The sequence below is a fragment of the Paraburkholderia terricola genome (assembly GCF_900142195.1).
GTDB classification, from domain to species: domain Bacteria; phylum Pseudomonadota; class Gammaproteobacteria; order Burkholderiales; family Burkholderiaceae; genus Paraburkholderia; species Paraburkholderia terricola.
In genome coordinates this window covers 21419-40675 of sequence record NZ_FRAB01000053.1, presented here as the reverse complement: position 1 = coordinate 40675, position 19257 = coordinate 21419, and the positions used below count along the sequence as shown (strand labels likewise).

15 protein-coding genes and 1 rRNA gene are annotated in these 19257 nt (G+C 62.1%); 10 read left to right on the top strand and 6 right to left on the bottom strand.

The genetic code is table 11. The features are described 5' to 3' along the window. The 3 genes from BUE39_RS29515 to BUE39_RS29505 all read right to left on the bottom strand — a co-directional run. Positions 1-79, bottom strand: a 16S ribosomal RNA gene (locus BUE39_RS29515); the annotation flags it as partial. 470 nt (positions 80-549) lie between these two features. Continuing rightward, complete coding sequence (locus tag BUE39_RS29510; protein WP_073432203.1) at positions 550-1818, bottom strand: SGNH/GDSL hydrolase family protein; 1269 nt, start codon at positions 1816-1818, stop codon at positions 550-552. A gap of 83 nt (positions 1819-1901) precedes the next feature. Then, complete coding sequence (locus tag BUE39_RS29505; RefSeq protein ID WP_073432202.1) at positions 1902-3527, bottom strand: NAD(P)/FAD-dependent oxidoreductase; 1626 nt, start codon at positions 3525-3527, stop codon at positions 1902-1904. A 213-nt stretch (positions 3528-3740) separates the two neighbouring features. Between BUE39_RS29505 and paaA the strand changes: the two genes are divergently transcribed. The 8 genes from paaA to BUE39_RS29465 all read left to right on the top strand — a co-directional run bounded on the left by paaA (position 3741) and on the right by BUE39_RS29465 (position 10014). Beyond that, positions 3741-4739 carry a 1,2-phenylacetyl-CoA epoxidase subunit PaaA gene (gene paaA, locus BUE39_RS29500; protein WP_073432201.1) on the top strand — a complete coding sequence of 333 codons (999 nt, stop codon included), beginning with the start codon at positions 3741-3743 and terminating at the stop codon, positions 4737-4739. A 40-nt stretch (positions 4740-4779) separates the two neighbouring features. Then, positions 4780-5064, top strand: a complete 285-nt coding sequence (paaB, locus tag BUE39_RS29495; protein ID WP_073432200.1) for a 1,2-phenylacetyl-CoA epoxidase subunit PaaB — start codon at positions 4780-4782, stop codon at positions 5062-5064. A gap of 8 nt (positions 5065-5072) precedes the next feature. Beyond that, positions 5073-5876 carry a 1,2-phenylacetyl-CoA epoxidase subunit PaaC gene (gene paaC, locus BUE39_RS29490; protein WP_073432199.1) on the top strand — a complete coding sequence of 268 codons (804 nt, stop codon included), beginning with the start codon at positions 5073-5075 and terminating at the stop codon, positions 5874-5876. Between the two features lie 7 nt (positions 5877-5883). Continuing rightward, complete coding sequence (gene paaD / locus BUE39_RS29485) at positions 5884-6426, top strand: 1,2-phenylacetyl-CoA epoxidase subunit PaaD (RefSeq protein ID WP_073432198.1); 543 nt, start codon at positions 5884-5886, stop codon at positions 6424-6426. 1 nt (position 6427) lies between these two features. Further along, positions 6428-7516 (top strand): 1,2-phenylacetyl-CoA epoxidase subunit PaaE, encoded by a 1089-nt coding sequence (gene paaE, locus BUE39_RS29480; protein WP_073432197.1) that lies wholly within the window; start codon positions 6428-6430, stop codon positions 7514-7516. Positions 7517-7662: 146 nt separating this feature from the next. Then, positions 7663-8475 carry a DUF1835 domain-containing protein gene (locus BUE39_RS29475; protein WP_073432196.1) on the top strand — a complete coding sequence of 271 codons (813 nt, stop codon included), beginning with the start codon at positions 7663-7665 and terminating at the stop codon, positions 8473-8475. A gap of 17 nt (positions 8476-8492) precedes the next feature. Next, positions 8493-9101 (top strand): TetR/AcrR family transcriptional regulator, encoded by a 609-nt coding sequence (locus BUE39_RS29470; RefSeq protein WP_073432195.1) that lies wholly within the window; start codon positions 8493-8495, stop codon positions 9099-9101. A gap of 244 nt (positions 9102-9345) precedes the next feature. Next, positions 9346-10014, top strand: coding sequence for a GNAT family N-acetyltransferase (locus BUE39_RS29465; protein WP_073432194.1), 669 nt, complete (start codon positions 9346-9348; stop codon positions 10012-10014). A 90-nt stretch (positions 10015-10104) separates the two neighbouring features. On the opposite strand, the gene BUE39_RS29460 is transcribed toward BUE39_RS29465, so the two are convergent. Further along, positions 10105-10605: an Lrp/AsnC family transcriptional regulator gene (locus tag BUE39_RS29460; RefSeq protein ID WP_073432193.1), complete on the bottom strand. Its 501-nt coding sequence runs from the start codon at positions 10603-10605 to the stop codon at positions 10105-10107. A 159-nt stretch (positions 10606-10764) separates the two neighbouring features. Here BUE39_RS29460 and hppD point away from each other — a divergent pair, with 159 nt between their 5' ends. Further along, a complete protein-coding gene (gene hppD / locus BUE39_RS29455; protein ID WP_073432192.1) occupies positions 10765-11862 on the top strand; it encodes a 4-hydroxyphenylpyruvate dioxygenase in 1098 nt (365 codons plus the stop codon). Between the two features lie 166 nt (positions 11863-12028). Here the strand turns inward: hppD and BUE39_RS29450 are convergent, their stop codons facing one another. Further along, on the bottom strand, positions 12029-12214 hold the full coding sequence (locus tag BUE39_RS29450; RefSeq protein WP_073432191.1) for a hypothetical protein: 186 nt from the start codon (positions 12212-12214) through the stop codon (positions 12029-12031). Between the two features lie 358 nt (positions 12215-12572). Here BUE39_RS29450 and BUE39_RS29445 point away from each other — a divergent pair, with 358 nt between their 5' ends. Next, a complete protein-coding gene (locus BUE39_RS29445) occupies positions 12573-16172 on the top strand; it encodes an indolepyruvate ferredoxin oxidoreductase family protein (RefSeq protein WP_073432190.1) in 3600 nt (1199 codons plus the stop codon). Positions 16173-16742: 570 nt separating this feature from the next. Here BUE39_RS29445 and BUE39_RS29440 read toward each other — a convergent pair. Then, positions 16743-19025 carry an NADP-dependent malic enzyme gene (locus tag BUE39_RS29440; RefSeq protein WP_073432189.1) on the bottom strand — a complete coding sequence of 761 codons (2283 nt, stop codon included), beginning with the start codon at positions 19023-19025 and terminating at the stop codon, positions 16743-16745. Positions 19026-19257: the final 232 nt, after the last annotated feature.

Genomic DNA, 19257 nt, shown 5'->3' with positions numbered 1-19257 from the left:
CCCCGTGCTGCCGTTCGACTTGCATGTGTAAGGCATGCCGCCAGCGTTCAATCTGAGCCAGGATCAAACTCTTCAGTTCAATGCCTGTTACTGTTTTTCGGTTGTTTTACCAACCGGTCGCTCACTCAACGTACTGACGAATGATCATCCTGTCTTTCAACAGGAAAACCTTCCTTTCATTACTGTGTGAGACTTGATACTTTCGCTTCCGGCAGACCCCGAAGAATCCACCGCGCGCCGCGCATCAAGCGCCCACACTTATCGGCTGTTAGTTTTTAAAGATCGGTTACGCATTCACCACCGTCACGACGCCACCTTCAACCACCCGGCACCGCTTCGTTCTGCGTCGCTGCATCTGCAGCAGAGAAACGAGATTATGAGACATCTCTTTCGTTTCGTCAAGAACATTTTTCGCTTTCGCTTAAAACTTCTTTCTTGGCGCTACGCGCCGCTGGTTTCTACCGCGGCCCTCGTTTGCAACGAGGAGGCGAATCATAGGCCAACCTCAGCCATGTGACAAGGGTTTGACCAAATTCTTTTTTTGGCGGCTCACTTTAGGGACGAATTCACTACTGCAACGATAGGAACCGCATCCGCCATTGCGGCATAACCCGCATCGCTAGGATGAATGTGATCGCCGCTGTCAAAAGCGCGCTGCAAGCGCTCCGGCTGCGCCGGATCGCGTAGCGCCGCGTCGAAATCCACCACCCCGTCGAAACCGCGGCTGCTCCGAATCCATTGATTGACCGCAAGCCTGATGCTCTCTCGCTGCGCCGGCAACGACGCAGGCGTCAGCGTCGAGCCGAACACCTTTACGCCACGCTGCCGCGCGGCGGCTATCACTCGTTGATATCCGGCGATCAGATCCGCAGCCGTGACCGGCGTATGCGGGAAATCGCAGTCGAGACCATTGCGGGCCGACATCGCCGCGAAATTGATGTCGTTGATGCCAATCAGCAGAATCGCCGCCTTGACGCCAGGACGCTCGAGCACGTCGCGATCAAAACGCCGGACAAGCGCCTCGCCATAGCACGGCGAATCGCTTAGCAAGCGATTGCCGCTGATGCCGAGATTGACAACCGCAATCGAGCGCTCGCCGCTGCCGGCGAACCGGCGCGCTAGCGCGTCCGGCCAACGCTTGTTCTGATTGAGACTGGAGCGCATGCCGTCGGTGATGGAGTCGCCGATCGCGGCCACGGCCATCGACGCAGGGGCGTCCACGGACAAGCCGGTCAGCCACACATATTGCGTAAACCGGCTGCGAAACGAATCGGCCGAAGTATCGGCCGTGTGATTGCCCGGTGCCGAAACATAGTTCACCTGGCTCGATACACGGTGCCACGCCACGATTCGTTGCTCCGCCCCCACGAACGCGCTGATCGCATAAGGCGCACCTTTGGCGACTTCGATTGCGACGGGATCGCTATCCAGCTCCGCGCCGGGCGGAATACTCACCGCTGTCTTCCCGCCGAACGTCACGCGCGTTTCGCTGCCGCCCAGAGCCGCGGCACCGCCGGCCGAGCGCGCGATGCGCAGTTCGTCGATGACCAACGCCGTCTTGCCGTACTCATTACTCAGATGGATCCGCGCCGATTTGCCGGACAGCGTCGGATAGACGATCTGGCGCACCGTGCGCCCCGCCACTTCTGGCGCGCGGTACAGCGAAGGCAAATCCGCACGTTGAGGAATCGGCTGCAGCGCCGTCGCCCACGCGGCCACCCAATGCGCGGAGGCGTCGGCGGCAAAAACGCTCGGGGAAACGGCAAATTGGGTGAGCAACGCCGCAGCGCATGCGGCAGCCAGAGTGCGAATGGTCATTCGGTGGTCGGTTCGAGGCGAAAACGTGCATTGTGCCCGATCGCAATGGCGGTCACGGGCGGCTGCGTGCGCCCGTCGCCGACTCAGGCGGCCGCCCGCGCTCCGGTCATCTTCAATGCCAGCGCTTCCGCCACTTCGATTCCGTCGATCGCCGCCGAATAGATTCCGCCTGCATACCCGGCGCCCTCGCCAGCCGGATACAGACCGTCCACATTCATGCTCTGATAATCGTCCCGGCGACGCACGCGAATCGGTGACGACGTTCTCGTCTCAACGCCCGTCAGCACCGCGTCATGCATGGCAAAGCCGGCTATCTTCTTGTCCATCTGCGGCAAGGCTTCGCGAATCGCCTCGATCACGTAATCAGGCAGCGCGGTGCTGAGATCGGTCGGATGCACGCCGGGTTTGTACGACGGCACCACCGAGCCGAGCGAGGTGGACGGCCGTCCGGCGATAAAGTCGCCGACCAGTTGGCCCGGCGCCATATAGTTGCCGCCGCCCAGCTCGAACGCCCGCTCTTCCCACTTGCGCTGGAACGCGATACCGGCGAGCGGGCCGCCCGGATAATCGTCCGGCGTGATGCCGACGACAATCCCCGCATTGGCATTGCGCTCGGCCCGCGAATACTGGCTCATGCCGTTCGTCACGACGCGCCCAGGCTCCGAGGTCGCCGCCACCACCGTGCCGCCGGGGCACATGCAGAAGCTATACACCGCACGCCCGTTGCTGCAGTGATGCACCACCTTATAGTCGGCGGCGCCCAATTGCTTGTGCCCGGCGAACTTGCCGAACCGGCTGCGATCGATCAAACCCTGCGGGTGCTCGATCCGGAAACCGAGCGAAAAGGGCTTCCCTTCCATATAGACGCCGCGCTCGTGCAGCATCTCGAACGTATCGCGCGCGCTATGGCCGACCGCCAGCACGACATTCTCGCAACGCAGCGTTTCACCGGTCGAAAGCTTCAGGCCGCGAACTTTGCCGTGGTCAATTTCGATGTCGTCGACGCGAGTTTCAAAGCGCACTTCACCACCCAACTCGTAGATGGTCGCGCGCATCTTTTCGACCATGCTGACGAGACGGAAGGTGCCGATATGGGGCCGGCTCAGATACAGGATGTCTTCCGGAGCCCCCGCGCGGACGAATTCGTCGAGCACCTTGCGACCGTAGTGCTTCGGGTCCTTGATCTGGCTGTATAGCTTGCCGTCCGAGAATGTACCCGCGCCGCCTTCGCCGAACTGCACGTTCGATTCGGGATTCAGCACCGACTTGCGCCACAGGCCGAATGTGTCCTTGGTGCGCTCGCGCACGGCTTTGCCGCGCTCGAGGATGATCGGACGGAAGCCCATCTGCGCGAGGATCAGTCCGGCGAACAGGCCGCACGGCCCCATGCCGATCACAACCGGGCGCAATGTGGCGAGTTGCGCCGGGGCCTTGGCGACGAACCGGTAAGTCATGTCAGGCGTCACGCCGCAATGCGGCACTTCGGCGAGCCGCTTGAGCGCGGCAGCCTCATCCGTTACCTCGACATCGATGATGTACGTGAGTTTGATGTCGGCGCGCTTGCGGGCATCGTGAGCGCGGCGAAAAACGGTGTATCGGATGAGCCCGTTCGCCGCCACCCCGAGTTCCGCGAGGCGCGCGCGGACCGCGGCTTCGAGGGCGCTGTCGGGATGATCGAGCGGGAGTTTGATTTCGCTAAGACGTAACATGAGTACCGGGGATACAGGAAGGCCGCAAATCGCGGCCAATTCGCAATTTTATAGGTTAAGCGTCGGCGCGGGGCGCCAGCGACGCGTGACTGCGGCCACCAAGGGTCCGCCAGCACCTATCGACGGCAAGGATCCGTCGCAAAAAAGTTATTAACCGACCGGTCGGTTGGCTTATACTGTGCAAACACAGAAACTTCCGCAGAGAGCGTCCCCATGTACACGCAATCCCTGGATATTCCCGGCAACGTCGCTCCGCTCGACTCGGGCGCGAATTCGCCTGAACAGGCGCGATTCGACGCAGTCATGACCGACGACGGCAAAATTGAGCCGCAGGACTGGATGCCGGACGCTTACCGCAAAACGCTGGTCCGGCAAATCTCGCAGCACGCGCATTCGGAGGTCGTCGGCATGCTGCCGGAGGGCAACTGGATCACGCGCGCGCCCAGCCTCAAGCGCAAGGCGATCCTGCTCGCCAAGGTGCAGGACGAAGCCGGCCACGGCCTCTATCTATATAGCGCGGCCGAAACGCTCGGCGTGTCGCGCGATGAGCTGATCGCGGCGCTGCATTCCGGCAAAGCCAAATATTCCAGCATCTTCAATTACCCGACGCCCACATGGGCCGACGTCGGCGTGATCGGCTGGCTGGTCGATGGCGCGGCGATCATGAACCAGATTCCACTGTGCCGCTGCACGTACGGCCCGTATGCGCGGGCGATGATCCGCATCTGCAAGGAAGAGTCGTTCCACCAGCGCCAGGGTTTCGACGCGCTGATGTCGATGATGTCCGGCACCGAAGCGCAACGCGAACTGGTCCAGCAGGCCGTGAACCGCTGGTGGTGGCCGGTGCTGATGATGTTCGGCCCGAGCGACAAGGACTCGATCCACAGCAATCAGTCGTCGAAATGGGGCATCAAGCGCATCTCGAACGACGATCTGCGCCAGAAATTCGTCGACGCCACCGTCGACCAGGCCAAAGTGCTCGGCGTCACGCTGCCGGACCCGGACCTGAAATGGAACGAGGCGCGTGGCCACTACGACTACGGCGACATCGACTGGGAAGAGTTCTGGCGCGTCGTAAACGGTGACGGCCCGTGCAACCGCGAGCGTCTCGCCACCCGCGTCAAAGCCCACGACGACGGCGCCTGGGTGCGTGAAGCCGCCCTCGCCCACGCGGAAAAGCAGCGCCAGCGCGCGCAACAGCACGCCGCCTGATAAGCGCGGCAAGAGCCAGGCAAGGAATCAGGAGATCAGCATGAACAAGGAATGGCCGATTTGGGAAGTCTTCGTGCGCAGCAAGCAGGGACTCGACCATAAACACTGCGGCAGTCTGCACGCCGCCGACGCCCCAATGGCGCTGCGCATGGCGCGCGACGTCTACACGCGCCGCCAGGAAGGCGTGAGCATCTGGGTGGTGCCGTCATCGGCGATCACGGCCTCCGCGCCGCAAGACAAGGCGGAACTGTTCGAACCGGCTGGCGACAAGATTTACCGCCATCCGACGTTCTACACGCTCCCCGACGAAGTCAATCACATGTAAGCGCGGCCATGCACACTACGCCTGAACATCTGCAATACGTGCTGCGCCTCGCGGATACCGCGCTGATCCTCGGTCAGCGCAATACCGAATGGTGCGGCCACGGCCCGGTCCTCGAAGAGGACATCGCGCTCTCGAACATGAGCCTCGATCTGATCGGCCAGGCGCGGCTGCTGTATACGCATGCCGCCTCGCTCGAACAGCAGCTCACCGGCAAAACCCGCACCGAAGACGACTACGCCTACTTCCGCGCCGAACGCGAGTTCGCCAATTACACGCTGGCCGAGTTGCCGCACTACGGCCCGCTGACCGGCACCGCGCAAACCGACAAGGACTACGCGGTCACGATCGTGCGCAATTTCCTCTACTCCGCGCTAATGGCGCACTTGTGGACGGCGCTCACCCGCTCCGCCGACGCGCAACTGGCTGCGATCGCGTCGAAGTCGATCAAGGAAACCAGCTATCACCTGCACCATGCAAGCGAATGGCTGATCCGTTTCGGCGACGGCACCGACGAATCGCACCGCCGCGCGCAAGCGGCGCTCGACTACCTGCTGCCGTACACGCGCGAGTTTTTCAGCACGGACGCCGTGGAAGAGACGATCGCCGCCGCCGGCATCGGGCCGCTGACTTCTGACCTCGAACCTGCGTGGCTCGAGGACGTCCGCGCCACGCTCGACGAAGCCACGCTGAAACTGCCCGAAGCGGTCAAGCACATTACGACCGGCAAGCACGGCGAGCATTCGGAGCACATGGGTTTCGTGCTGGCCGAAATGCAGAGCCTCGCACGCCAGCACCCCGGCGCCACCTGGTAATCCGACGATGACGACCTCGACTGCCACACACGCGCCCGATGCCGCGCTCGCACGCGCGTGGGACGTGCTCGAAACGGTGCCTGATCCGGAGATTCCGGTGGTGTCGATCCGCGAACTCGGCATTCTGCGCGATGTGCGCCGCGCCGCCGACGGCGCGCTCGAAGTCGTGATCACGCCAACCTATTCCGGCTGCCCGGCCATGTCGCAGATCGCGGAGGACGTCGCCCATGCGCTTGACGTGGCGAACCTCAAGCCGTACCGGATCGCCACCGTGCTCGCGCCCGCCTGGACCACCGACTGGATGACCGCCGACGCGCGCGAAAAGCTCCGCGCCTACGGCATCGCGCCGCCCACGGGCAATTGCGGTTCGGCCGCGCCGCCGCGGGAAAACGTGCTGCGCTTCGTGCCGCGAGCGCTGCCCGCGCCGCCGTGCCCACGTTGCGGCTCCGCGCACACCGAGCGTCTCGCGCAATTCGGCTCGACGGCCTGCAAGGCCTTGTATCGCTGCCTCGACTGCCGCGAACCCTTCGACTACTTCAAACCGTACTGATATGGCCACCCCGCAATTTCATCCGCTGCGTATCCGTGAAGTGCGGCCCGAAACCGCCGACGCGGTCTCCGTCGCCTTCGAAGTCCCCGCCGAACTGCGCGATCAGTACCGCTTCACGCAAGGCCAGTTCGTCACGTTGAAGACGCACATCGACGGTGAGGAAACGCGCCGCTCGTATTCGATCTGCGTCGGCGTGACGGACTACGATCGCGACGGCGAACTGCGCATCGGCATCAAGCGCGTGCGCGGCGGGCGCTTCTCGAACTTCGCCTTCGATACGCTGCAGCCCGGTCACACGATCGACGTGATGACGCCCGACGGCCGCTTCTTCACCCATCTGAACGCCGACCAGGGTCAGCAGTACATCGCCTTCTCAGGCGGCTCGGGCATCACACCCGTGCTCGCGATCATCAAGACCACGCTTGAAGTGGAACCGCGCAGCACCTTCACGCTGGTGTACGGCAACCGCAGCGTCGACCAGATCATGTTCGCGGAAGAACTGGAGGATCTGAAGAACCGCTTCATGAACCGCTTCGTGCTCTACCACGTGCTGTCCGACGACTTGCAGGACGTCGAACTCTTCAACGGCGTGCTCGATCAACAAAAGTGCGCGGCCTTCATCGAGAACCTGCTACCCGCCGATGCCATCGACGAAGCGTTCATTTGCGGCCCCGCCCCGATGATGGATGCCGCCGAGGCCGCCTTGAAAGCCGCAGGCGTGCCGCCGGAAAAGGTGCATGTGGAGCGCTTCGGTTCGCCGCTGCCGCAAGCGGGCGTGCCGCCGGTCGACATCACCGAGGACATGCCGGCCGCCGACCTCGAAATCGTCCTCGACGGAAAAAGGCGCAAGCTGCGCCTGCCGTACGAAGGCGTGAGCGTGCTCGACGTCGGCCTGCGAGCCGGCCTCGCGCTGCCGTATGCGTGCAAAGGCGGCGTCTGCTGCACCTGTCGCGCGAAGGTGCTGGAAGGCGAAGTGAAGATGGAAAAGAACTACACGCTGGAGGAGCATGAAATCCGCGACGGTTTCGTGCTGACGTGCCAATGCCATCCGGTCAGCGATCGGGTCGTGGTGAGCTACGACGAACGTTGAACCGCGCGCCGCGGCCGGTCCGTGCGACGTCCGCAGCGCTTTCAGCAGGTCCGCGATCCGCTTACACTAGGGGCCGCTCGCGATCGGACGTCCGTTCCGTTCGGCGAGCGGCCCCTTTTTGTTATCCCCGAGCGAAGCCACTGCCGATGAGCACGATCCATCTCACCAACGGCGATGTTGCCGCGGAATCACTGCGCGCCGCGCTTAAGGAGGCGGGCCGCGACGATCGCGTGCAAGCGCTGCGCGATGACCTGGCAGTCGGCCCCTTGCGCGGCATCGACGAGGCGCCCGAGGTGCGAGCCAGCTTCTGGGATCGGGTCAGCGCCGATACGAAGCGGGATTTCCTGCGCGAGTTCCGCGAGCAGGCGGCGACACTGGAAAAGATCGCTAGCGGCGATACAAATCTGGTGGCCTGGCACGGTGAAAGCGCATCGGATCAATTGATGCTCCGCCGGGTCTGCTATCACCTGCGCAACAGCCCGCAGCGCCTGAACGAAGTGCGTCTGTCGATTCACGACCTTACCGACCCCGGCGCCTGGGCGCACAGTCGCAAGGACCGCGCGACCTCCGTCGGCATGTTCGCGCCGACCGTGCTGCAAGCGCACCTGTCCGACGCCGCGCCGATTTCGGTGCTGCGTATCAGCCGGCTCGCGCTCGAATGGCAGGAAGTCAAACACGCGAACGGCGAGACGCGGCGCTGGCGCGACAACTCATTTACAAGCGGCAACTTCGCCGACCTGGACGCGCAAATCCTCGACCACGTCACCGAGGACTGGCAACCCGCCGCGCGCGTTGCCGCTGAGTTGATGACCGCCGACCTCGGCTTGCTGGTCAGCGACAGCATCGCGCTATGGCGCTTGCACGAACTGGCCGCGACCCGGCGCATCAAGCTGCGCGGCGACGCGCGCGCGTGGCGCACGCTGGAGTTGTGCGCAGCGCTCTCCCACTGTCCACACTAATAGAAGAACAGACGCCCATGGCCCGCACCCGAGCCCCCGACCACGAAACCCAGCGCGAGCAAATTCTCGAGTTAGCCGCGGCGAAATTCGCCCAGACCAGCTATCCGAGCACCTCGATGGCCGATCTCGCCGCCGCCAGCGGCACCTCGAAAGCGCGCCTGTACCACTACTACGCGAGCAAGGAAGCCATCCTGTTCGACCTGCTGAACCGTTACACCAAGCGGCTGATGCTGATCATCGCCGAGGTAGAGGGCGCAAGCCAACGCCGCGGACTCACGGAGCGGGAAACCTTCGCCGAGCTGATTCGCGCATTTCTGTCCGAGTACGAGACGTCGCACAGTCGGCACGTCGCGTTGCTGAACGACGTGAAGTATCTGGAGGATACGCAGCGCGAGATCATCCTGAACCGCCAGCGTGACGTGGTCGCGGCCTTTTCGCGGCAACTGGCGCGCGCTTATCCAGAACGCGCCAGGCGCGAAAATCAAACCGCCCTCACGATGATGGTGTTCGGCATGATCAACTGGACGTTCACCTGGCTGAAGCCGGATGGCCGCATGGGCTATCGGGAGTTCGCCGAGCAGGTGGTCGGCATGGTCGATCATGGGCTGGGCTCAGCGCCGGATTGATTGCGCAGAGCAACAATAGTCAGGAGATACACGCCGACCTTCAGTTGCCTTGCCGCGACACCGAGGCACGAACGCCCGTTCAGTTTATTTATTGTTTGAAATCAATTGTTTGCGAGGACAATGCGATCTTTTTAGGTATCTTACTCAGAATTAGATACGGGTTTTCCCTAGTATGCGGTTAGCATTTCCGCTAAAATCGTTTTTGCGGTGCACCACGCCGCTCGATTAAAAGGAGAACCCGACCATGAATCCGATTACACCCCGCGCAGCCGAGCCGATCATCGCGCACGATCGGCTGTCGCAGCCAGCCGGTCGTGCACCCGCTCTGGTCCGTGAACTCACCGCTGCCGACCGCGAACGGCTGCTTACCCACTTCCTCGCGCTCGACGAAGATGATCGCCTGCTGCGCTTCGGCCAGATCGTGCCCGACCATGTCATCGAAAATTACGTTCGCGCCATCGATTTCAAGCGCGACACGGTTTTCGGCGTATTCAACAGTCAGTTGCAACTGACCGGCGTCGGTCACCTGGCTTATCTGCCGGTGGAAGGCGACAAACGCACCGCCGAATTCGGCGTATCAGTGCTGGAAAGCGCTCGTGGGCAGGGCATCGGCTCCAAGCTTTTCGAGCGCGCCGCCATTCGCAGCCGCAATACGCACGTCAGCATGCTCTACATGCATTGCCTGTCGCGCAATTCGACCATGATGCACATCGCGAAGAAAGCCGGCATGAAGATCGAGTACGCATACGGCGAAGCCGACGCCTATCTCACGCTGCCGCCGGCCGACCAATCCAGCATCATCGCCGAGATGTTGCAGGAGCAAGCTGCGGTGTTCGACTACGCTCTCAAACGCCAGGCACGTCGCACGACGCAGTTGTTCGAATCGTTTTTGCCGACGGCAGAGGCGGCCTGACAGCCACGCGCTTCGGTGACTCAAGAAAAGGGCGGCCTCAAAGCTGCCCTTTTTTGTTTCACCGCTGACAGTCGCCTCGCGCGGCACGGCTTACACAATCGGCAACGCCGTCGTTTCCTTGAACGTTTCGAGCGAGAAACTCGTCTTGACGTCGATCACCGACGGATGGTGCAGGAGCTGCTCCTGCACGAAACGCGAAAAGTGCGCCATATCCGCTACCTGGACGCGAAGCAGATAGTCCATATCGCCGGTCATCGCGTAACACGCGACCACCTCCGGCCAGGTCTGAACCGCCGCGCGAAACAAATCCGCGTGCGTTACGTCGCCGCCTCGGGGACTGAGCGCCGGCCCGCTGCGCTTTTCCAGCCGCACGTTCACGTAAGCGAGCAAATCGAGACCCAATCGCCGAGGGTCGAGCAGCGCCACGTAGCCGCGAATCACGCCGCTCTCTTCCAGTCGACGGATACGCCGCAGGCACGGGCTCGGCGAAAGATTGACGCGTTCCGCGATCTCCTGATTCGACAGCCGGCCATTCTCCTGAAGGATGGCGAGAATGCGCCGGTCGATCGCGTCCATCTCTATTTTGGTCATTTTCTGCCCTCAAAAAGCGAAGCTGCGCAAGAAGATAGCGCAAGCGTATTCACGCGCGATTAAGTTCGCAAGTTTTCGTTGCGACCGGACCTTTACACTTGGCTCACTCGGTCGCGCTCAATCGCACACCCCGCACCGGCGCAAATCAGGAGACAGACAATGCAAGTTTCAACTTGGGACAACCCGCTCGGCACCGACGGTTTCGAATTCATCGAATACACCGCGCCGGATCCGAAAGCGCTCGGCAAACTGTTCGAACAAATGGGCTTCACCGCGGTAGCGCGGCATCGTCATAAAGACGTGACCCTGTATCGTCAGGGCGAAATCAACTTCATCGTCAACGGCGAGCCGGATTCGTTCGCGCAGCGGTTCGCACGCCTGCATGGCCCGTCGATCTGCGCGATCGCCTTCCGCGTGCAAGATGCGGCAAAGGCCTACAAACAGGCGCTGGATAAAGGCGCCTGGGGCTTCGACAACAAGACTGGCCCGATGGAACTGAACATTCCGGCGATCAAGGGCATCGGCGACTCGCTGATCTATTTCGTCGACCGTTGGCGCGGCAAGAACGGCGCCGAGCCGAACAGCATCGGCAACATCGATATTTACGACGTCGACTTCGAGCCGATTCCCGGTGCGAATCCCAATCCTGCCGGGCACGGCCTGACCTATATCGACCACCTGACGCACAACGTGCATCGCGGCCGCATGCAGGAATGGGCGGAGTTCTACGAGCGTCTGTTCAACTTCCGCGAAGTGCGTTACTTCGACATCGAAGGCAAGGTGACGGGCGTGAAATCGAAAGCGATGACTTCGCCCTGCGGCAAGATCCGGATTCCGATCAATGAAGAAGGTTCGGAGACGGCCGGCCAGATTCAGGAATATCTCGACGCCTATCACGGCGAAGGCATCCAGCATATCGCGCTCGGCAGCAACGATATCTACCGCACGGTGGACGGTTTGCGCGCGGCGAACATCTCGCTGCTCGATACCATCGACACCTACTACGAACTGGTCGATCGGCGCGTGCCGAATCATGGCGAGCCGCTCGACGAACTGCGCAAGCGCAAGATTCTGATCGACGGCGCGCCGGACGATCTGCTGCTGCAGATCTTCACCGAAAACCAGATCGGGCCGATCTTCTTCGAGATCATTCAACGCAAGGGCAATCAGGGCTTCGGCGAGGGCAATTTCAAGGCGCTGTTCGAATCGATCGAACTCGACCAGATCCGTCGTGGGGTGGTGCAGGACAAAGCATGACCGCAAACGTCCCGCGCGGAATCTGAGGTTCGCGAGTCAATAAGAAAGGGCGAGGATCTTGCGATCCCCGCCCTTTGTCATGTGTCATTTGCGCCGTTGCCCGCACCGGTGCGGCGGCCGGTTTTCAATCGACACGCCGCATCGGCGGCGCATCACGAATTCTGTCCTACTCGCCGGCTTTGGCGGATCGCGTGACGCGGTCTACCGCAATGCGCGCGGGCGCGACTTGCGCCACACGAGCCACCGCGGCTGACAGCGTCCCTGCGCTGCCGGTATTCGAGCGCATCGGGGCGCTCATGGCGAAGAATGCGGCCGAAACCATCAGGAATGTCTGGATGTTTCTAGTGTTCATGCGTACTCCTTGTCTGACTGCCCTGTTGTCGTGAACCTCCACCGAATGCGGAGCGTTTCGCCGACATTGCTCACAGGTGCGGGATTAGACAGGGATTTCATCGTCGGTTCCGAGAATTTGTCGCATTTACAGCTTGTTACAGCACCGGCGCCGAGGCCCCGCAACAGCGTCAGCTAGGCTGCCATCGATCGTTATCGACCCCGCTGCATTCGCGATTGCCGACATGCTGCGGCGGGTTTTCACCAGTGCTACCATCACTTAAAACACGTCAATATGGCGACCCCGGCCCCAAGCATTCACAAGATGCCGCGGCCCAAAAAGTTTTGGCGATCCCAAACTGGGTGGAGGAGTACACATAATGAATGCCCCGCTAGACGCAGGTCAGCGAGCCTCGCTAGAAGCTGCGCTCTCGTCCGTCACGCTCGACGACAAATACACCCTCGAACGCGGCCGCGCGTACATGAGCGGCATCCAGGCGCTGGTGCGTCTGCCCATGCTGCAACAGGAACGCGACCGGGCCGCCGGGCTCAATACCGCCGGCTTCATTTCCGGTTACCGTGGATCGCCGCTCGGCGCCCTCGACCTGTCTCTGTGGAAGGCGAAACAGCATCTCGCCGCGCATCAGGTCGTGTTCCAGCCCGGCGTCAACGAAGACCTCGCGGCCACCGCCGTGTGGGGTTCGCAACAGGTCAATCTGTACCCGAGCGCCAAATACGATGGCGTGTTCTCGATGTGGTACGGCAAGGGTCCGGGCGTCGACCGTTCCGGCGACGTCTTCAAGCACGGCAATTCGGCCGGCTCATCGCGGCATGGCGGCGTTCTGGTACTCGCCGGCGACGATCACGCGGCCAAATCCTCCACGCTCGCGCACCAGTCCGAACATATCTTCAAGGCGTGCGGCCTGCCCGTGCTGTTCCCCTCGAACGTGCAGGAATATCTCGACTTCGGCCTGCACGGCTGGGCAATGAGCCGCTATTCCGGCCTGTGGGTCGCGATGAAGTGCGTGACCGACGTCGTGGAATCGTCGGCTTCGGTCGATATCGATCCGCACCGCACGAAGATCATCCTGCCGGACGACTTCGCGATGCCTGAAGGCGGCTTGAACATCCGTTGGCCGGATCCGCCGCTCGTGCAGGAAGCGCGTCTGCTCGACTACAAGTGGTACGCGGCGCTCGCCTACGTGCGCGCGAACAAACTGGATCGCGTGGAAATCGATTCGGCCGATGCGCGCTTCGGCATCATGACCGGCGGCAAGGCTTATCTCGATGTGCGTCAGGCGCTGACCGACCTCGGTCTCGACGACGATACCTGTTCGCGCATCGGCATTCGCTTGTACAAGGTGGGTTGCGTCTGGCCGCTCGAGGCACAAGGCGCGCAAGCCTTCGCACGCGGCCTCCATGAAATCCTGGTGGTCGAGGAAAAGCGCCAGATTCTCGAATACGCGATCAAGGAAGAACTGTACAACTGGCCGGACGCGCAGCGTCCGCGCGTGTTCGGCAAGTTCGACGAGAAAGACGGCGCGGGCGGCGAATGGTCGGTGCCGATGGGCAACTGGCTGCTGCCGGCGCATTACGAGCTCTCGCCGGCCATCATCGCCAAGGCGATCGCCACGCGGCTCGACAAGTTCGATCTACCGTCCGACGTACGCGCTCGCATCGCCGCGCGCATCGCGGTCATCGAGGCGAAGGAAAAGGCGCTCGCGCGGCCGCGCGTGGAAGCCGAACGCAAGCCGTGGTTCTGCTCCGGCTGCCCGCACAACACGTCGACCAATGTCCCGGAAGGCTCGCGTGCGATGGCCGGCATCGGCTGTCACTACATGACTGTGTGGATGGACCGCAGCACCAGCACGTTCAGCCAGATGGGCGGCGAAGGCGTCGCGTGGATCGGCCAGGCGCCGTTCACCCACGACAAGCATGTGTTCGCCAATCTGGGCGACGGCACTTACTTCCACTCGGGCCTGCTCGCGATTCGCGCGGCGATCGCGTCGAAGGCGAACATCACCTACAAGATTCTCTATAACGACGCGGTCGCGATGACGGGCGGCCAGCCGGTCGACGGCGTGCTGACCGTGCCGCAGATCACGCATCAACTCGCCGCCGAAGGCGCGACGAAGATCGTCATCGTCACCGACGAGCCGGAGAAGTACCACGCGAATGTGGGCCTCGCGCCGGGTATCGACATCCACCATCGCGACAAGCTCGACGAAGTGCAGCGCCAGCTACGCGAGGTTCCCGGCACCACGATCCTGATCTACGACCAGACCTGCGCGACCGAGAAGCGCCGCCGCCGCAAACGCGGCACGTATCCGGATCCGGCACGCCGCGTCGTCATCAACGAAGCCGTGTGCGAAGGCTGCGGAGATTGCTCGGTGAAGTCGAATTGCCTGTCGGTCGAACCGGTCGATACCGAATACGGCACCAAACGTCAGATCAACCAGTCGACGTGCAACAAGGACTTTTCGTGCGTGAACGGATTCTGTCCGAGTTTCGTGTCGATCGAAGGTGGGCAGTTGCGTAAGCCGAAAGCCGCGTCGGGCATCGTCGCCGATGCCATGCCGCCGGTGCCGGAACCCGCATTGCCGTCGATCGGCCGCCCTTACGGCGTGCTGGTGACGGGCGTCGGCGGCACGGGCGTCGTCACAATCGGCGCGCTGCTCGGCATGGCCGCGCATCTGGAGAACAAGGGCGTCACCGTGCTCGACGTCACCGGCCTCGCCCAGAAGGGCGGCGCCGTGATGAGCCACGTACAGATCGCGCAGAAACCGGACGATATCCACGCAACGCGCATTGCAATGGGCGAGGCGAGTCTCGTGATCGGCTGCGACGCGATCGTCACGGCAAGCGACGAATGCGTCTCGCGGATGCAGGCAGGCCATACGCGCGTTGTGCTGAACAGCGCGCACACGCCGACAGCGGAACTGATCAAGAACCCGAACTGGCGCTTTCCCGGCAGCAGCACCGAAGCCGACGTGCGCGCCGGAGCGGGCGACGAGTGCGTCGATACGGTCGATGCGAACCACTTCGCCGTCGCGCTGCTCGGCGACGCGATCTATACGAATCCGTTCGTGCTCGGTTACGCATGGCAGCGTGGCTGGGTGCCGCTCACGTATCAGTCGCTGATGCGCGCGATCGAGTTGAACGACGTTCAGGTCGAAAAGAACCGGGCCGCCTTCGAGTGGGGCCGTCGTGCAGCGCACGATCTGGCTGCGGTGCGCAAGCTCGCGCAGTCGCAAGGACGCGGCGCCGCTACTGAAACTGCAAGCGGCAAGATCATCTCGCTACATACGCCGAAGGCGCTCGACAGGCTGATCGACAAGCGTGCCGACTACCTTGTCGCGTGGCAGAACGCGGCGTACGCCGAGCGTTATCGCGCGTTGGTCGCGCAAGTACGCGCAGCCGAGTCGGCGCTCGATTCGGCCGACGATCAGTTGCCGTTGACCGAAGCCGTGGCGAAGAATCTGCACAAGCTGATGGCGTACAAAGATGAGTACGAGGTTGCGCGCCTCTACAGCGACCCCGCGTTCATCGACAAACTGAAGGCGAGTTTCGAAGGCGACTGGAAACTGCATATCCATCTCGCGCCGCCGGTGTTCTCGAAGAAAGACGCTCAAGGTCATCTGATCAAGAAGAAGTATGGACCGTGGGTGTTCAACGCGATGCACGTGCTGGCCAAGCTCAAATTCCTGCGCGGCACTGCGTTGGACCCGTTCGGCAAAACAGAAGAGCGCCGTACCGAACGTGCGCTGATCGGCGAATATGAAGCGCTCGTGCGTGAACTGATTGGCGGCCTGACCGCGCAGAAACGTGAGCTGGCCATGGAACTCGCGAATCTGCCGGACGGCATTCGCGGCTACGGTCACGTGAAGGAAAACAACCTGAAGGGCGTGCGCGTCAAGTGGAACGAATTGCTGACGCGCTGGCGCTCCACCGAGACCGGAAAGACGCAACACGCGGCGTAATCCGGCTGGCCGCGTCGGCCCACATCATGGGCCCCGGAAACGGAAAAGGCGGCTGTCCTCTCGGATAGCCGCCTTTTTTTTTGCTTGTTTCGACACATGATGCGTGTGTACGAGAACAAGCGGTACTGCCTCTTGCAACAACACAACAACACAACAACACAACAACACAACAACCAATCAAAAACAAACAACAGGAACTGCTAACTTCTACTGCAACTACGAACTTCTACTGCAACATCATCAACTACCAACTACCAACTACCAACGACCCAACTATCAACCAACCACCAAGACGAAGCGCCGCGCCGGACGATCCACGGATTGAACTGCCGACTATTCCGTTGTCATCGCGGTGTGCTGCGCTTCGGGAACAACTTTACAAAAGTGTCACAGAAAATCGAATAAGAGCACTCTTAAAAGACGCTCATCACATTGAGATGCATTAGGACGACAAGTCGCACAGACCGAACCTGCAAATAAAAAACGCCACGGAATCAACTCCCGCGGCGTTTTCGTCAGCTTGTCGCGAACGCCGCGATGCGGCGCCGCTTCACCATCAAACTACCTGCATTACTGCGCGTTGACCTTCTTGCGTGCGTTAGCCGAAGCCACCGCCGTCATGTTGATGATCCGGCGCACGGTAGCAGCCGGCGTGAGGATGTGCACCGGCTTTTCGGCGCCCAGCAGGAACGGCCCCACCGTCACGCCTTCGCCGCCGACCATCTTCAGGAGGTTGTACGTGATGTTCGCCGCTTCCACATTCGGCATGATCAGCAGATTCGCTTCGCCCGTCAGTGTCGTGCCGGGGAACGCGGCCTTGCGGACCGCCTCCGACAACGCCGCATCGCCGTGCATTTCACCGTCGACTTCGAGCGACGGCGCGCGCTCCGCAATCAGCTTGCGCGCCGCGGCCATACGCTGCGACGACGACGAAGGCGCGCTGCCGAAGTTCGAATTGGACAGCAACGCCACCTTCGGCGTGATACCGAACTTCTCGATTTCACGCGAAGCCAGCATCGTCATGTCGGCGAGTTGTTCGGCGGTGGGCGTTTCGTTCACGTACGTATCGCAGATGAACAGATTGCGGCCCGGCAGCATCAGCAGATTCATAGCGGCGAAATTCTGCGCGTTTTCGGCCTTGCCCAACACCTGCTCGATAAAGTTCAGATGCGTGTGGTACTGGCCGATCATCCCGCAGATCATGCCGTCCGCTTCACCGAGGCGCACGAGGATCGCGCCGATCAGCGTATTGAACTTGCGCATCGCGGCCTTGGCGACGTCCGGCGTGACGCCTTCGCGCGCGCCGAGTTCGTGGTACGCCTGCCAGCATTGCTGATAACGCGGATCGTCTTCGGGATCGACGACCTCGAAGTCTTCACCGCACTTGAGCTTCGAGCCCACCTTCTTCAGACGCATCTCGATCACCGACGGACGGCCGACCAGAATCGGCTTGGCGATCTTTTCCAGCAGCACGAATTGCGCGGCGCGCAGCACGCGCTCGTCCTCACCTTCGGCGAACACGATGCGCGCCGGCTCCGACTTCGCCGCGGCGAACACCGGGCGCATCACCATGCCGGTGCGATACACGGTCGTGCCGAGTTCTTCACGGTACGCGTCCATGTTCTTGATCGGACGGGTCGCGACGCCCGAATCCATCGCTGCTTGCGCGACGGCCGGCGCGATCTTGATGATCAGGCGCGGATCGAACGGCTTCGGAATCAGATATTCCGGGCCGAATTCGAGCGAGTGACCTTCGTAAGCCTTCGCGACTTCATCGCCCTGATCGGTTTCTTCCGCCAGTTCGGCGATGGCGCGCACGCACGCGAGCTTCATCTCTTCCGTGATCGTGGTCGCGCCGACGTCCAGCGCGCCGCGGAAGATGAACGGGAAGCACAGCACGTTGTTGACCTGGTTCGGATAGTCCGAACGGCCCGTCGCGATGATGCAGTCCGGGCGCACTTTCTTGGCTTCCTCGGGGCGGATTTCCGGCTCCGGGTTGGCGAGCGCGAGAATCAGCGGCTGCGTGCCCATTTCGGCGACCATTTCCGGCTTCAGCACGCCGGCGCTCGAACAGCCGAGGAACACGTCGGCGCCGCGGATCGCGTCAGCCAGCGTGCGCGCGTCGCTGTTCGCCGCGTAGCGCTCCTTCGACGGATCGAGATTGCCGCGGCCTTCGTAGATCACGCCCTTCGAGTCCGCGACCAGAATGTTCTGCTTCGACAAACCGAGATTCACCAGCAGGTCCAGACACGCAATCGCCGCCGCGCCCGCGCCCGAACACACCAGCTTCACTTCGTCGAGCTTCTTGCCGACCACTTTGAGGCCGTTCAGAATCGCCGCTGAAGCGATGATCGCGGTGCCGTGCTGGTCGTCGTGGAAGACCGGAATCTTCATGCGCTCGCGCAGCTTCTTCTCGATGTAGAAGCATTCCGGCGCCTTGATGTCCTCGAGGTTGATGCCGCCGAGGGTTGGCTCGAGCATCGCGATCGCTTCGACCAGTTTGTCCGGATCGGACTCGCTGAGCTCGATGTCGAACACGTCGATGCCGGCGAACTTCTTGAACAGACAGCCCTTGCCCTCCATCACCGGCTTGGCGGCGAGCGGACCGATGTTGCCGAGACCGAGCACCGCCGTGCCGTTCGTGATCACGCCGACGAGGTTGCCACGCGAGGTGTACTTCTGCGCGTCGAGCGGTTCTTCGTAGATCGCCATGCAGGCTGCGGCGACGCCCGGCGAGTACGCAAGCGACAGGTCGAGCTGGTTCGACAGCGGCTTGGTGGGCGTGACCGAAATCTTGCCGGGTTTCGGGTTCTGGTGATAGGCGAGAGCGCTTTGCTTCAGTTGTTCGTCCATTTTTTGGCCTGCGAGACGTAAGAAATTGGGCCCGGCACACCGCACCGTTGGCGTCGCTTGCATCTATCGAATGAATGATCGACTGAGGCGGTTTTCGCATGCGCCGGTTGGGCGCGGCGTCGAACCTCGGCGGAGGACAAGACGGTGCGGAAGTGCTGCGCGGGTCGGTTAGTGTACACCCCGGATGCGTCGATGCACTGGGTGGTTAACGCGCCGCGCCATTGGCGAAACA